General features: G+C 65.9%; 13 protein-coding genes. 6 read left to right on the top strand and 7 right to left on the bottom strand.

All coding sequences use genetic code 11. The features are described 5' to 3' along the window. Window positions 1-58: 58 nt before the first annotated feature. Together CE453_RS24385 and CE453_RS24380 are read left to right on the top strand one after the other, a co-directional pair. A complete protein-coding gene (locus tag CE453_RS24385; RefSeq protein ID WP_089176937.1) occupies window positions 59-721 on the top strand; it encodes a response regulator in 663 nt (220 codons plus the stop codon). Further along, window positions 718-2,082 carry a sensor histidine kinase gene (locus CE453_RS24380; protein ID WP_089176936.1) on the top strand — a complete coding sequence of 455 codons (1,365 nt, stop codon included), beginning with the start codon at window positions 718-720 and terminating at the stop codon, window positions 2,080-2,082. Before CE453_RS24385 ends, CE453_RS24380 begins: the two co-directional genes overlap by 4 nt. Window positions 2,083-2,131: 49 nt before the next feature. Here CE453_RS24380 and CE453_RS28765 read toward each other — a convergent pair whose 3' ends face one another. Continuing rightward, window positions 2,132-2,341: a hypothetical protein gene (locus tag CE453_RS28765; RefSeq protein WP_157733171.1), complete on the bottom strand. Its 210-nt coding sequence runs from the start codon at window positions 2,339-2,341 to the stop codon at window positions 2,132-2,134. A gap of 415 nt (window positions 2,342-2,756) precedes the next feature. Between CE453_RS28765 and asnB the strand changes: the two genes are divergently transcribed. Genes asnB through nadE form a run of 4 tightly spaced genes read left to right on the top strand, consistent with a single transcriptional unit; the run spans window position 2,757 to window position 7,550 of the window. After that, window positions 2,757-4,694: an asparagine synthase (glutamine-hydrolyzing) gene (gene asnB / locus CE453_RS24375; RefSeq protein ID WP_089176935.1), complete on the top strand. Its 1,938-nt coding sequence runs from the start codon at window positions 2,757-2,759 to the stop codon at window positions 4,692-4,694. Window positions 4,695-4,716: 22 nt separating this feature from the next. Continuing rightward, entirely contained in the window at window positions 4,717-4,983 is a 267-nt protein-coding gene (locus CE453_RS24370) for an acyl carrier protein (RefSeq protein WP_089176934.1), read from the top strand. An 18-nt stretch (window positions 4,984-5,001) separates the two neighbouring features. Beyond that, a complete protein-coding gene (locus CE453_RS24365) occupies window positions 5,002-6,546 on the top strand; it encodes a class I adenylate-forming enzyme family protein (RefSeq protein ID WP_089176933.1) in 1,545 nt (514 codons plus the stop codon). Continuing rightward, window positions 6,543-7,550 (top strand): NAD(+) synthase, encoded by a 1,008-nt coding sequence (gene nadE / locus CE453_RS24360; protein ID WP_089176932.1) that lies wholly within the window; start codon window positions 6,543-6,545, stop codon window positions 7,548-7,550. The genes CE453_RS24365 and nadE overlap by 4 nt, the downstream gene beginning before the upstream one ends. A 21-nt stretch (window positions 7,551-7,571) precedes the next feature. On the opposite strand, the gene CE453_RS24355 is transcribed toward nadE, so the two are convergent. From CE453_RS24355 to CE453_RS24330, 6 genes are all read right to left on the bottom strand, one after another. Continuing rightward, complete coding sequence (locus tag CE453_RS24355) at window positions 7,572-8,687, bottom strand: hypothetical protein (protein WP_089176931.1); 1,116 nt, start codon at window positions 8,685-8,687, stop codon at window positions 7,572-7,574. 2 nt (window positions 8,688-8,689) lie between these two features. Beyond that, window positions 8,690-9,442, bottom strand: coding sequence for a HemK/PrmC family methyltransferase (locus CE453_RS24350; protein WP_089176930.1), 753 nt, complete (start codon window positions 9,440-9,442; stop codon window positions 8,690-8,692). A 116-nt stretch (window positions 9,443-9,558) separates the two neighbouring features. Further along, window positions 9,559-10,572 (bottom strand): Gfo/Idh/MocA family protein, encoded by a 1,014-nt coding sequence (locus CE453_RS24345; protein WP_089176929.1) that lies wholly within the window; start codon window positions 10,570-10,572, stop codon window positions 9,559-9,561. Further along, the gene (locus tag CE453_RS24340) at window positions 10,572-11,474 is read right to left on the bottom strand and encodes a sugar phosphate isomerase/epimerase family protein (protein ID WP_089176928.1); all 903 of its coding nucleotides are present in this window, start codon (window positions 11,472-11,474) and stop codon (window positions 10,572-10,574) included. Before CE453_RS24340 ends, CE453_RS24345 begins: the two co-directional genes overlap by 1 nt. Further along, window positions 11,471-12,307 carry a carbohydrate ABC transporter permease gene (locus CE453_RS24335; RefSeq protein ID WP_089176927.1) on the bottom strand — a complete coding sequence of 279 codons (837 nt, stop codon included), beginning with the start codon at window positions 12,305-12,307 and terminating at the stop codon, window positions 11,471-11,473. The genes CE453_RS24340 and CE453_RS24335 overlap by 4 nt, the downstream gene beginning before the upstream one ends. Then, on the bottom strand, window positions 12,304-13,203 hold the full coding sequence (locus CE453_RS24330; protein WP_089178126.1) for a carbohydrate ABC transporter permease: 900 nt from the start codon (window positions 13,201-13,203) through the stop codon (window positions 12,304-12,306). Before CE453_RS24330 ends, CE453_RS24335 begins: the two co-directional genes overlap by 4 nt. Between the last annotated feature and the right edge of the window lie 19 nt (window positions 13,204-13,222).

The following is a 13,222-nucleotide window of genomic DNA, read 5'->3' as shown; positions in this document are numbered from 1 at the left end:
GCTTAAGCCAGCCTTAAGGTCGCTGCGGAACGACGGCCGGCAAGGAGATCGCGCCGCGATGCGGATACTGGTGGTGGAAGACGACCCTGTCCTGTCGGATGGGCTGCAGGTCGGGCTCGGCCTCTCGGGCTGGACCGTCGACCGGGTCGGTGACTGTGGCGATGCCCGTGCGGCCCTCGCTACCGGGGTCTACGACGCGGTGGTCCTCGATCTGATGCTGCCGGATGGCTCGGGGCTCGACCTGCTCGCGGAGATGCGGCGGGCGAAGGATGCCACGCCCGTCCTGCTGCTTACGGCCCTCGACCAGACGCAGGACCGGATTCGCGGCCTCGATGCGGGCGGCGACGACTATCTCGGCAAGCCCTTCGATCTCGATGAGCTCGCGGCCCGGTTGCGCGCGCTGTCGCGTCGCCGCTCCGGCCGGGCGGATGCGCTTCTGAAAGTCGGTGACATCGTGCTCGATCCTGCCGGGTTGAGCGCAACGGTCCGCGGAAACGCGGTTGGCCTGTCGCGGCGGGAATTCGCGTTGCTCTCCGCCCTGATGGAGCGACCGGGTGTCGTCCGATCCCGCGCCGAGCTGGAGGACCGGCTCTATGGCTGGCAGGAGGAGGTCGAGAGCAATGCCGTCGAGGTCCATATCCACAACCTGCGCGCCAAGATCGGGCGGGATGCCATCGAGACCGTACGCGGCCTCGGCTACCGGATGCGGAGATCGGCATGACCTCGTTGCGCCGTCGCCTGTTCCTGCTGCTGCTCGCCGCCACCGGTGCGATCTGGTTCTGCGCCGTCGCCTGGATCTATCTCGGCAGCCGTTCCGAGCTGGAGCATGTGCTCGACACCCGCCTGCAGGAGGCGGCGAGGATGGTCCATTCGCTCGTCGCCAGCGGCAACATGCCGGCGGCTGCAGCCGCGCCGGCCTTCGAGGATGCCGGCTATTCCCGCCAGCTCTCCTGCCAGATCTGGTCGCTCGACGGGCGGCTGCTCGCTCGCTCCAGCGGGGCGCCTGACCAGAGCCTTGCCCAGGATGCGGAGGGTTTCAGCGATCGCGAGGTCGGCGGCGAGCCGTGGCGAATCTACACCATCGTCGATGCGACAAAGGGCGTGCGCGTGGCGGTCGGCGATCGCATCGGCCTGCGCGACAGACTGGTCCGGGATCTCGTCGCCGGGCTGGTCGCGCCGGCGTTGCTCATTGCGCCGTTGCTCGGCCTGATGATCTGGCTCAGCCTTGGGCGTGGGCTGAGTCCGCTGAAGGCCGTCGCCCGGCAGATCGCCGCGCGTGACGGCGACGATGCCAGCCCGCTGGCGCCGGGCGATGCGCCGTCGGAGGTGCGCCCGCTCATTGCCGCGCTGAACGGTCTGTTCGGCAAGGTCGAGGCGGCGCGGCGCCACGAGCGCGAGATCACGGCTTTCGCCGCGCATGAATTGCAGACCCCGCTCGCCGGGCTGAAGACACAGGCGCAGGTGGCGATCGCGGCGCAGGATCCGGATATCCGGAACGGCGCGCTGCGGCAGATCCTGATCGCGGTCGATCGCACCAGCCGGCTCGCCCGGCAACTGCTGGCGCTGGCGCGGCTCGAAGCCATGCCGCAACCGGCGCATAGCGATGAGGTCGACGCCGGTGCAGCGCTCCGGGAGGTCGTTGCCAGTGTGCCGTGCCCGCCAGGCATCGAGCTCCGGCTCGATCCGGCGCTGCATGGCCTCCTGCTTCGCGTGGAGGCCGACAGCCTGCATCTCGTGCTGCGCAACCTCCATGACAACGCCGTCGGCTACATGGAGGCGCCCGGCGTGGTTGCGTGGCGGGCCCTGCCCGGGGGCAGGGGTATCGCGGTGGTGGACGACGGGCCCGGCATTCCGGAGAGCGAGCTGCCGCTGGTCAGGCAGCGTTTTTTCCGAGGAAGCGCACGCAACCATGCTGGAACCGGCCTCGGCCTGACCATTGCCGAGATGGCCGCCCGGCGGATGGGCGCCAGGCTCGAGCTGGATAACCGAAGCGACCGTCATGGCCTTCGTTGCGCGCTGATCTTCGAGGACGCCGCACCATTGCGTTCGGTCGATGTCCGAGCGCTCGATAGCGCCGGCTGAGAGCGCCTCAGACGGAAAGGACGCCATCTTGCGATGACGCCCTTCGAGATCAGCCCTTTCCGTCTGCCTGCGGAGCGGACATGGTTGCAGCCTGGCTTTCAGCCGCGCGATCGAGGCATTCCGCCATTTGCGAGGTGCCCCAGCTGAATTTCGAGCAATGTGCGGTTCCCACCGTCAGGTCCCCGCCGACATGATTTGACTGTGGCGTACTGCTGCAGCCGAGAAGAGCCAGGGCGGCGGCGACGGACATCCATTTCATCAAGTCACTCCATTTCGACAAACGGTTTTCGCGAAAGGCTGGCCGCAGCTGGCCGCCTCTGATGGTTTTCTCCAGGTTGGTTTGGATCTCGGGATTCTAGCCGCATTCCGTAAGGAACCGCAAATACAAGCCGGCTCATCTGGCGGACCCAGTCGGCGCGTGCCGGGTAGGACGGGCGGGGCGCATGGCGTTGGCCGCCGTCGCGTGATGGATGTTCAGCCAAGGTCCGGCGGTCGCCACACCATAGCGTTGCAACCTAACGTCATCGCGCGGCGGATCGGCTCTGCCGCAAAAAGACCTGCAGTTACGGTGCCGAAATTTACCATCCCCATGAATAGTCTCAGAAGTTTAGTACATGCGGGTGCCTTGCTGGCTATAGTCCGGACTGCGCTGGTGGATTCGGAAATATCTCGGCATGTGCGGTTTTGGCGGCTATTTCGGCGCGGTCCGGGATGGAAAGGCCCTCCTTGAGAGGATGACTGCCGCCATTGCGCATCGCGGCCCCGACGGACAGGGGTTCTTTACCGCAGAGGCGGCCGGCCTCGGTCATGCGCGACTGGCGATCGTCGGCCTCGATGACGGCCAGCAGCCGATGTCCGACGCGACGGGCGATCTGACGATCGCCTTCAATGGCGAGATCTTCAACTATGTCGAGCTGCGCGAGCAACTCCTCGCCAAGGGGCGGCGGTTCCGGACGACCAGCGACACCGAGGTGATCCTGCATCTCTATGACGAGATGGGGGAGGACTGCCTCTCCGTCCTCAACGGCGATTTCGCTTTCGCGCTCTGGGATGGCCGCCGCCATCGCACGGTTCTGGCGCGAGACCGTATGGGAGTGCGGCCGCTCTTCTACACCTGGCAGGGCGAACGACTCTACTTCGCTTCCGAGGTCAAGGCGCTGCTGCAGGTTCCAGGCGTGGAGGCCGAGCTCGACCCGGTGGCGCTCGACCAGATCTTCACACTCTGGGCGCCGATCGCGCCACGCACGGCCTTTCGCGGCATCTGCGAGCTCGAGCCCGCCAGCCTGATGATCGTGCAGGAGGGCGGCGTCTCGACGCGGCCCTATTGGAGCCTGGGCTATCCCGACCGAGACGCACCGTCCCGGCACCGGGACGAACGAGCGGCTGCCGAGGAACTGCGGGCGCTCCTGACGGATGCGACCCGTATCCGCATGCGCGCCGATGTGCCCGTAGGCGCCTATCTCTCGGGTGGGCTCGATTCCTCGATCACTTCGGCGTTGGCGGCTGGCATGGCGCCGGGGGGCTTGAGAACCTTCTCGGTCACCTTCGATAGCGCGGAACACGACGAGAGCGCCTTCCAACTCGAAATGGCCCGTGCGCTCGGCACGCAGCACAGCGCCGTCGCCTGCGTCGAGGGCGATATCGCCGCTGCCTTTCCCGATGTCGTCCGCTTCACGGAGCGGCCGGTCCTGCGCACGGCTCCCGCCCCGCTTTACAAGCTCTCGGGCCTCGTGCGCGAAGCCGGCTTGAAAGTGGTGCTGACGGGCGAGGGCGCCGACGAAGTCTTCGCCGGCTACGATATCTTCAAGGAGGCGCGGGTTCGTCGCTTCTGCGCAAGGCAGCCCGGCTCGCGCATCCGGCCGCATCTGTTCCGCAAGCTCTATCCCTATCTGCCGGGTTTGAGGCAGCAATCGGCCGAATATCTGGCCTCCTTCTTCGGGGCGGGCGGCACCGGGCTCGATGATCCGCTGTTCTCACACCGGGCGCGTCTCGACGGCACGGCGGCAACGAAGCTGTTCTTCTCCGGCGATCTGCGTGCCAGCTTGTCCGGATACGATGCCGTCGAGGAAATGATCACGCGGCTGCCCGAGGCCTTTGCCCGCTGGCATCCGCTGCATCAGGCGCAATATCTCGAAACGCGTTTCCTTCTGCCCGGCTACATCCTGTCGAGCCAGGGCGATCGCATGGCGATGGCTCACGGCATCGAAGGCCGCTTTCCCTTCCTCGATCACCGCCTCGTCGAATTCGCCGCCGGCCTGCCGCCCGAGATGAAGCTGAAGGGGCTGATTGAGAAGCATATTCTGCGGGAAGCCACGAAAGACCTGCTGCCGCCCGTGATCAGCCAGCGGCCCAAGCAGCCCTACCGCGCTCCCGATAGCCAGTCCTTCGTGGGGCAGGGTGCGAGAGATTATGTCGGGGCGATGCTGAGCGAGGCCGAGGTCGGCGCCGGCGGGCTGTTCAATCCGAAAGCGGTAACGAAGCTGCACGAGAAATGCAGCCGCCATCCGGCTTCCGGCTTCCGCGACAACGCGGCGTTCGTCGGCATCCTGTCGACGCAGCTCTGGCTCGCGACTTTCACCGGCTCACGTCGTTGCAGCGCCAGGGCCGCCTGATATCATCCAACTGGGGGAAGACATGACAGACACGATTCAGGACGCCGTAAAGGCTTTCATCATCGAGAATTTCCTGTTCGGTGACGCCAGCCAGGCCATCGCCGACACGGATTCGCTCATCGAGAACGGCATCATCGATTCCACCGGTGTTCTCGAACTCGTGGCGTTCATCGAGGATCGTTACGAGATCACGGTCGCGGATGCCGATATCGTGCCGGCCAATCTCGATTCGCTGGCGCGCATCACGGCCTTCATCTCCGCGAAGACCGCATCGCTCGCCCCCGCCTGACGGCGCAGGCGCTGAGACATGCGGGTCGAGCAATTCCTGATCGCGAATGCGGCTGCGCATGGCGCGAAGACGGCACTGGTCACGGACCGGAGACGGTTGCGCTATGACGAGCTGGACGATCTGTCGAGCCGGCTCGCTGTTGCGCTCTCAGCGAATGGCGTGCGGCGCGACGATCGCGTCCTCGTCTTCATGGACAACTGCTGGGAAGCGGTCGTCGCGATTTTCGCGATTCTCAAGGCGGGCGCGACATTCAGCCCGATCAATGCTTCCACCAAGGCCGACAAGCTTGCCTATGTCATCGCCGACTGCGAGCCCGCGGCGGTTCTGACCCAGGCGAAGCTGATGCCGGTGGTGGCACAGGCAAAGGTTCTGTCGGGCCGATCGTTCTTCGTGGCTTCGACGCGGCCACCGTCAGGTGTCACGCCGGATGGTGCGGTTTCCTTCGAGGATTGTCTCGAAACCGCGCTGGAGCCCGTGGGCCATGGCGGGATCGACGTCGATCTCGCCATGCTGATCTACACCTCGGGCTCGACCGGACGTCCCAAGGGCGTGATGATGACGCATCGCAATATCGATGCCGCTGCCGACTCCATCACGACCTATCTGCGCAATACGCCTGACGACGTCATCCTCAACGTCCTGCCGCTGGCCTTCGACTACGGCCTCTACCAGCTGCTGATGGCGATGAAGCTCGGCGCGACCCTCGTTCTCGAGAAATCCTTCGCCTTTCCGCAGGCCATCTTCGACCGCATTCGCGCGGAAGGGGTCACCGGCTTCCCGCTCGTGCCGACGATGGCGGCGCTGATCCTGCAGATGCGTGACCTCGAACCGGGTTTCCTGCCGGGCCTGCGCTATATCTCGAACACCGCCGCCGCCCTGCCGCCTCCGCACATCGCCCGCCTGCGCGAGCTGTTTCCGGGGGTGCGGCTTTATTCCATGTACGGGCTGACCGAGTGCAAGCGCTGCACCTATCTGCCGCCGGAAGAGCTGGACCGCAGGCCGGGCTCCGTCGGCGTCGCCATTCCCAACACCGAAGCGATCGTCGTCGACGACGACGGCAACCGCGTGCCGCCCGGCGTGGCGGGCGAATTGGTCATCCGCGGCCCTCATGTCATGCAGGGCTATTGGCGCAACGAGGTGGCAACCGAACAGATGCTGCGCCCCGGCCCGAACCCCTGGGAAAAGCGCCTCCATACCGGCGACCTGTTCCGCATGGACGAGGAAGGGTTCCTCTATTTCGTCGGTCGCAAGGACGACATCATCAAGACGCGCGGCGAGAAGGTCGCACCGAAGGAGGTCGAGGCGGTGCTCCATGCCCATCCCGGCATCGCCGAAGCGGTGGTGACCGGCGTGCCGGATCCGGTGCTCGGCCATGCCATCGCTGCGCTCGTCGTGCTCGCGGACGAGAGCCTGAGCGAGCGGGACGTCATTCGCCACTGCGCGACCCATCTCGAGGATTTCATGGTGCCGAAGCTCGTCGAATTCCGCCATGAACTGCCGAAGACCGACACTGGAAAGGTCAGTCGGCGTCTGGCGGCCGAAACGTTCGGAGCGGCGGAATGAACATCTCTCCTGCCCCTGGTCGCCCCGCCTTCTCGGTCGGCACATTGGCACTCGACAGTGTCGCCGAAGCCGACCGTATCGTCGCTGGGCTGCGCGAGCAGCTCCGTGGCATGCGCAAGCGCGGACTGGTGCTCGGCCTCTCCGGCGGCATCGATTCCAGCGTCTCGGTCGCGCTTGCAGTCCGCGCTGTCGGCGCGAAGAACGTCTTCTGCCTGCTGATGCCTGAAAGCGATTCCGATCCCGAGAGCCTTCGCCTCGGCCGGTTGGTCGCGGACACCTTCGGCGTCGAGGCGATCGTCGAGGACATTGCCCCGTCCTTGAGCGCGATGGGGTGCTATGAGCGGCGCGATGCCTTCATCCGCGAACTCGTGCCGGAATACGGTCAGGGCTGGGCCTCGAAGATCGTCATCGCCAACGCGCTTGCCGGCGATGGTTACAACATCTCCTCGCTGGTGGTTCGGGACCCCGATGGCCGGCAGACCAAGCTGCGAATGCCGCCGGCGGTCTATCTCGGCATCGTCGCCGCCACCAACATGAAGCAGCGCACGCGCAAGCAGATCGAATACTATCACGCCGACCGGCTGAATTTCGCCGTTCTCGGCACGCCGAACCGGCTCGAATACGACCAGGGCTTCTTCGTCAAGAACGGCGACGGCGCGGCTGACGTCAAACCGATCGCCCATCTTTACAAAAGCCAGGTCTATGCGCTCGCCGCCCATCTCGGCGTCCCTGAGGAGATCCGCCGTCGGCCGCCGACGACCGACACCTATTCCCTGGAGCAGACGCAGGAGGAATTCTATTTCTCCCTGCCATACGACCGCATGGATCTCTGCCTCTTCGGCCTCAACAACGGCGTTCCAGCCGCGGAGGTCGGCGCCGCCGCGCAGCTGACGACGGCCGAGGTCGAGCGGGTCTGGGCCGATATCGCGGCCAAGCGCCGGGCGACGCGCTACCTTCACCTCGGCCCGCAGCTCGTTCGCCCTGTCGAGGAGATCGCGGACTGAGACGAGAGGCCGCGAGGAGGCCTATTCGAACCGCCAGCCGGCCAGGCGGTTCCAGTGCTCGCCGGCCAGCCCGTTGAAGAAACCTTGCGCGCTCAGGAACGCATTCACCAGCGCCTCGTCGCGCGAATGCACGACGGTCGAAGCGGGTTGGGTAAAGGCGACCCGCCGGCCCAGCATCGCGGCCAGCAGGGCGGGTTGGGTCCGGCCGCGCAGCCCGGAGGCGCCGCGCTGTGCCGCATGACCGATCAGGCAGTCGATGACGGGGCCTGCCTGCCCCGGTATCGCCAGAACCTGCAAGACGCGCGCGATCCGGCCTGGCTGGACGTGATAGAGGAAGGCTCCGATCAGCGCGCCATTGGGGGACGCGACGGAGGCGAACATCGCGGCGCCGTAGTCCGGCTTCTGAGCGGCTTCTGCGATGATGTGCGCGAGCTGTTCCTCGCTCCAGTCGGGACGAAGGAGAAATTGCCGTGTCAGCGGCTCAACGAGGGCCGCAAAGCCAGCCTGGTCGATGTCCGTGACCTTGAGGCCCGCCTTGCTGGTCCAGGCCGCCGGAACGCCGGTCCAGCGCAGCTCGTTTTCCTGCATGCGCCCGCGAAGGTAGCGGTCGAGTCCGCGCGCAAGCGGGCCAAGCACGCGGGCGGCGCCGACCCGCCGCGAGGCGAGATCTAGCATGAAGGCCGAGGGGCTGATCACCCTCAGCCAATCGAGGCTGTATTGCGGGAGCGGCACCCCCCGCAGTCTCGTCCACATCTGGGTCGAGAGGGCATTCGCCGTTTCGCTGAAGGAGATGTCCTGCGGCCCGGCCAAAAACGCCCGGAGCAGCCTTGCGCCGGCCATCGGATCATTCGCGCGCGGGTCGACCATGAGCGAGCCGCAGATGGCGGCGCGCAGCGGGCGGGGGCCGTAGCGCATCGGCAGCACGTTCACGCCGACGAAGCCCGAAATGCCGCCTTCGCCGGCAACGTGGACGAGAGACGCGATGTCCGGATCGCAGACGGGGGCGTCGAGATACAGTCGGCGCAGATAGGTCTCGAGCGCCGGGGGCGGCGGCGTCCTGCCGTCCCGGAACGTTCTCTGGAAGAGCCCGGCGACAGCGGGAAGATCCGCGGCCAGCAGGGGGCGAACCTCACTCATGTTCAGCGTGTCACGGAGGGAGCCGCGAGGGCGTCGTGCCGCAGTTTGCGGACGCGCGCGACACGCGGTACCCCGGCCTCGTCGGCGGCGAAGCTAACGGGCTCGTAGGCCTTGGCCCGGGCGATCAGGGCTGCCACCTGGCGATCCTGACCCAGCCCGAATTCGAACAGCAGCCAGCCACCGGGTTTGAGAAAGGAGACCGCATCCCGGACCAGCCGTTGGTGGATCGAGATGCCGTAGGGCCCTCCGTCGAACGCTTCGCGCGGTTCGGCATCGAGGAGATGAGCGCTCTCGCCTTCGAGGCGCGCAGTCGAGATGTAGGGTGGATTGCAGACGATCATGTCCACGGCGCCTGCAAGGTCGTCACCGTCGAGCGCACCGAACAGATCCCCTTGCCGGATCGCGACCCTGTCTTGAAGGGCGAGTCGCTCGGCATTGCGCCGGGCGACTGCGACGGTGCTGTCCGTCAGATCCGCTCCCCAGATGCGGGCGGATGGAAACTCCGTCGCGATCGCCAAGGCAAGGTTCCCGGAGCCGCAGCACATGTCGATCACCACCGGGTCGGCACTGCCGTCGCGAAGGGCGGCGACAGCACTGCGTCCGAGCAGCTCCGTTTCCTGGCGCGGCACGAGGACATCGGGAGCGAGTTCCAGCATCACGCTCATGAAGCGGTGCAGGCGCGGCTCGATGCCGCCGTCTGGGACTGCTGCTTTGGGTGGCACGATGGCTCCCTCCGTCGCTGGAGGGCCATGCATGCCCGATGAACTATGGCGCTCCGGTAAACGGCCACCGAAAAAGACGGTCAAACTCGCAAAAACTGCAAGCTTGACATCTCTGGCCCAGCATATGCCGGCGAGCTTGCTGCCGGCTGCTACTCGGAAGCTTCGGCCGACGCGATCGCCTGTTCGAGAAGGCCAAGGGCCCTGGCGCCTGCCGCAGCGTCGGGAAGGTTGAGCTTTTCGCCGCGCGCCGCGCGGACGAAATCGCCCAGGATCGCGTGGTAGCCCTTGTGGTCCTCGTTGGCGGCAACCGTGAAATTGGGCTCCCAGACTAGCGTATCCTGTCCGTCGGCCAAAGTGGCGTCATCCCGCGACACCTTGAAAGGGGGGCTGCGAAAATAGCGGACCTCGTGGAGGTTGCGGACCTCGACACGGCGATGGTCGCCCATCACCTGCCACCATTCCATCGGCGTGCCGCGTGATTGATGCGTACCCATGACGAGCGTGCCGATGCCGCCGTTGCGGAAGCGGAAGTCGACATGGAGGAGGAGCTTGCCGGGTTCCAGCTCGTGCCGGCGCGCACCGACCGTCGCGACCTCGCCCATCAAGTATGGGATCAGGTCGAAATAATGCACGCAGTGATGCAGGTAGAAGCCGGTGTAGTCGACATCCTTTGCGAAATAGGTCGGCGCCGTCATGTACTGGCCGAGGAAGCTCGCCGTTTCCCCGAATTCCGGGGCGTGGATGACATTGGCTGCAATGCGATTGGCGGTCGAATACCGCTTCATGAAGCCGACGACGACCGGAACGCCCTGGGCCTTGGCGGCATCCGCGAGTTCCTGCGCTTGCCGCGATGTCGCGGCAGGCGGTTTCTCGATGAAGAGCGGCAGGCCTCGCGCGATCGCCGCTAGGCCGACCTCATGATGTTGTTGCGGCCCCATGGCGAGACCGACGGCGTCGATATCCGTGCGGGCGAGCAGCGTGCGCCAGTCGCTCATCCGGTCCTCCGGGGCGACGCCATAGCGCCGGCCGGTTGAGGCAAGGCTCTCCGGCGAGATGTCGCAGATCGCGTGCAGGACGACGTCGTGCCGGGTGACCTGCGGCAGCAGCATCTCGTTGGCATGCGTGCCGCAGCCGATCCAGCCGAGGCGCAGAGGAGATGTCATCACGCAATTCCCTTCGTCGCGGCGAGCCTGTCGGCGAAGGCGAGCGTTGCCTTGAGGTAGTCGATGCTCGCCTTCAGCTCCGCGTCTTCGTCTCGCGTCGGAGCGCGCCACTGTGCCAGCGTCACGCCCGCCGCCTCGTCGTCGCGCCGGAACGGCTCCAGCACGATCGGGCCCTTATAGCCGCTTGTGGCAAGCGCGCGGGCGATCGCGGGCCAGTCGATATGACCGGAGCCGACGAAGCCGCGATTGTTCTCGTTTGCCTGGAAGTGCACCAACCGCGATCCCGCCAGCCGGATGGCGGCGGCGAGGTCGTATTCCTCCATGTTCATGTGGAAGGTGTCGAGCATCACCCCGATGGCAGGAGAGGCGACGGCCTCGACATAGTCCAGCGCGTGCCGGCAGGTGTTGCACATGTCGGTCTCGAAGCGGTTCAGCGGCTCGACGCCGAGAACCACGCCCTTGTCGGCAGCGCGTCTGGCTGCCTGCGTCAGGCCTCGCACGACAGCATCGACCCGGCGTTTGCGCTCGGTCGGCTCGACCGGATGCGGAGCCCGGCCGGCGAACACGAGCGGCGCGCCATAGAGAGGACCGCCGACGATTCCGGCGCCCAGTGCTGCGGCGATATCGACGCATTGCTCGAGATAAGCGACGCCGGCCTGATGCGCCGCCGGATCGGGGCTGGCGAGGTCGCGGGTCAGGTTCACTCGCGCCGCCAGCACGATCGAGAGCCCCGCATCGGCTGCCGCGGCCTTGGTCTCGGCGAGATCGAGCTCGCCCGGCTCAGGCACCAGCAATTCGACCACATCGGCCCCGGCCTGCTTCATGCGTTGGAAGGTCGGGAAATGCTCGCGCCCGAAGGGGCGGGCATAGAACATCGAGATCACCCCGATCGCGTTGGTCATGATTTGACTGCTCCTGCCGTCAGGCCGCCGACGAGGCGCTTCTGCACAAAAAGGAAAAGGATGGTCACGGGCAAAGCGATGATCGTTCCGCCCGCGGTGAGGATGCCCCATTGCACCGTGAATTCGCCGATGAACAATTGCAGGGCGACGGTGACCGGTCGTACCGTCTCGCCCGAGAGCATCATCGCGAACAGGTATTCGTTCCAGGAGGTGATGAAGACGTAGATCGCGGTGGTGACGATGCCGGGCATCACCAGCGGCAGCACCACCAGCCGGATCGTCTGCAGTCGCGAGGCGCCGTCGATCGTCGCGGCCTCGTCGAGATCGCGCGGGATCGCGTTGAAATAGCTGACCAGCATCCAGATCGAGAACGGGATCGAGAAGGTCGAGTGGCCGATGATGACGCCGAGGAAGGTGTCGATCAGCCCGAGCGTCCGCATCAGTACGAAGAGCGGGATGATCAGCAGCACGATCGGGAACATGTTGATGACGAGGAAGCCGGTCATCAGCGTGCGCCGCCCGGCGAAGCGGAAGCGCGAGAAGGAATAGGCCGCCGGAACGCTGGTCGCCAGCCCGAGGACGACGGCGCCGCAGGCGATGATCAGGCTGTTGAGCAGATTGACCGGGAAGCTCGTGCGCTGGATCAGCGTCCGGTAGTGCTCGAAGGTCGTGCTGCTCGGCAGATAGCGCACCGGGAACTGGGAGAGGTCCGCGTTCGGCTTGATCGAGGTCAGCAGCATCCAAACGAAGGGCGCCAGCGCGAAGGCGAGCACCAGCAGGACGGGGATTTCGACCTGGATCAGATTGCGAGTGAAGGAGCGGCGCCGGATCATCGCTCCATCTCCCCGGCCTGCCGGCGGACATAGAGCCAGACGATCCCCAGTAGAATCGCGGTCAGCATCAGCGAGAGCGAGGCGGCATAGCCGAATTCCATGCCGGTATAGGCGCGCAGGAAGGCATAGAGCGGCAACGTATGCGTCGAGTATCCGGGCCCGCCGCCGGTCATGACCAGGATGACGTCGAGCGAATTGGCGACCCAGATGATGCGCAGCAGAACGGCCGTGGCGACGATGCCGGCGATCGAGGGCAGCGTGACGTGGACGAATTGCCGCCAGGCGCTGGCGCCGTCGATCTCGGCCGCTTCGTAGAGCTCGTGCGGCACCGTCTGCAACCCTGCAAGGATGGTGACTGTGAAGAACGGGAAACCCTGCCAGACCAGCGCCAGCATGATGCAAGCCAGCGCCGTGGAGGGCTGGGCGAGCCAGGGATGCGGCGCCGAGATCAGACCGAGGCGCAGAAGGATGTCGTTGAAGACGCCGAGATTGAAATCGTAGATCCAGGTCCACATCAGGCCGATGATCACGCTCGGCAGAGCCCACGGGATGATGACGAGCGCGCGCGCCAGGCCGCGCCACCAGAAGCTCTGATTGAGCAGCAGCGCCGCGCCAAGGCCGAGCAGAAGCTGCAGGGACACGATGCCAGTGACCCAGATCGCGGAGTTCGCGAGCGCAATCCAGAAGACCTCGTCGGAGAGCGCGGCCGCGAAGTTGCGCAAGCCCACGAAGCGGAAATTGTCCGGATCGTAGAGGACGTATTCGTGCAGGCTGTACCAGGCCGTCTGCAGCACCGGAAACAGGATGACAAGCGCCGTCACCAGCAGTGCCGGCAGCAGGAATCCATAAGGGGTCGCAGCGCGAAGCGTCGCGCCGCTCGCCGTCAGCTTGTTCATGGCGTCGTCCCTGTCGATC

Origin of the sequence: Bosea sp. AS-1 (assembly GCF_002220095.1) — a bacterium.
Classification (GTDB): Bacteria; Pseudomonadota; Alphaproteobacteria; order Rhizobiales; family Beijerinckiaceae; genus Allobosea.
This window is presented reverse-complemented; position numbering and strand designations above follow the sequence as displayed.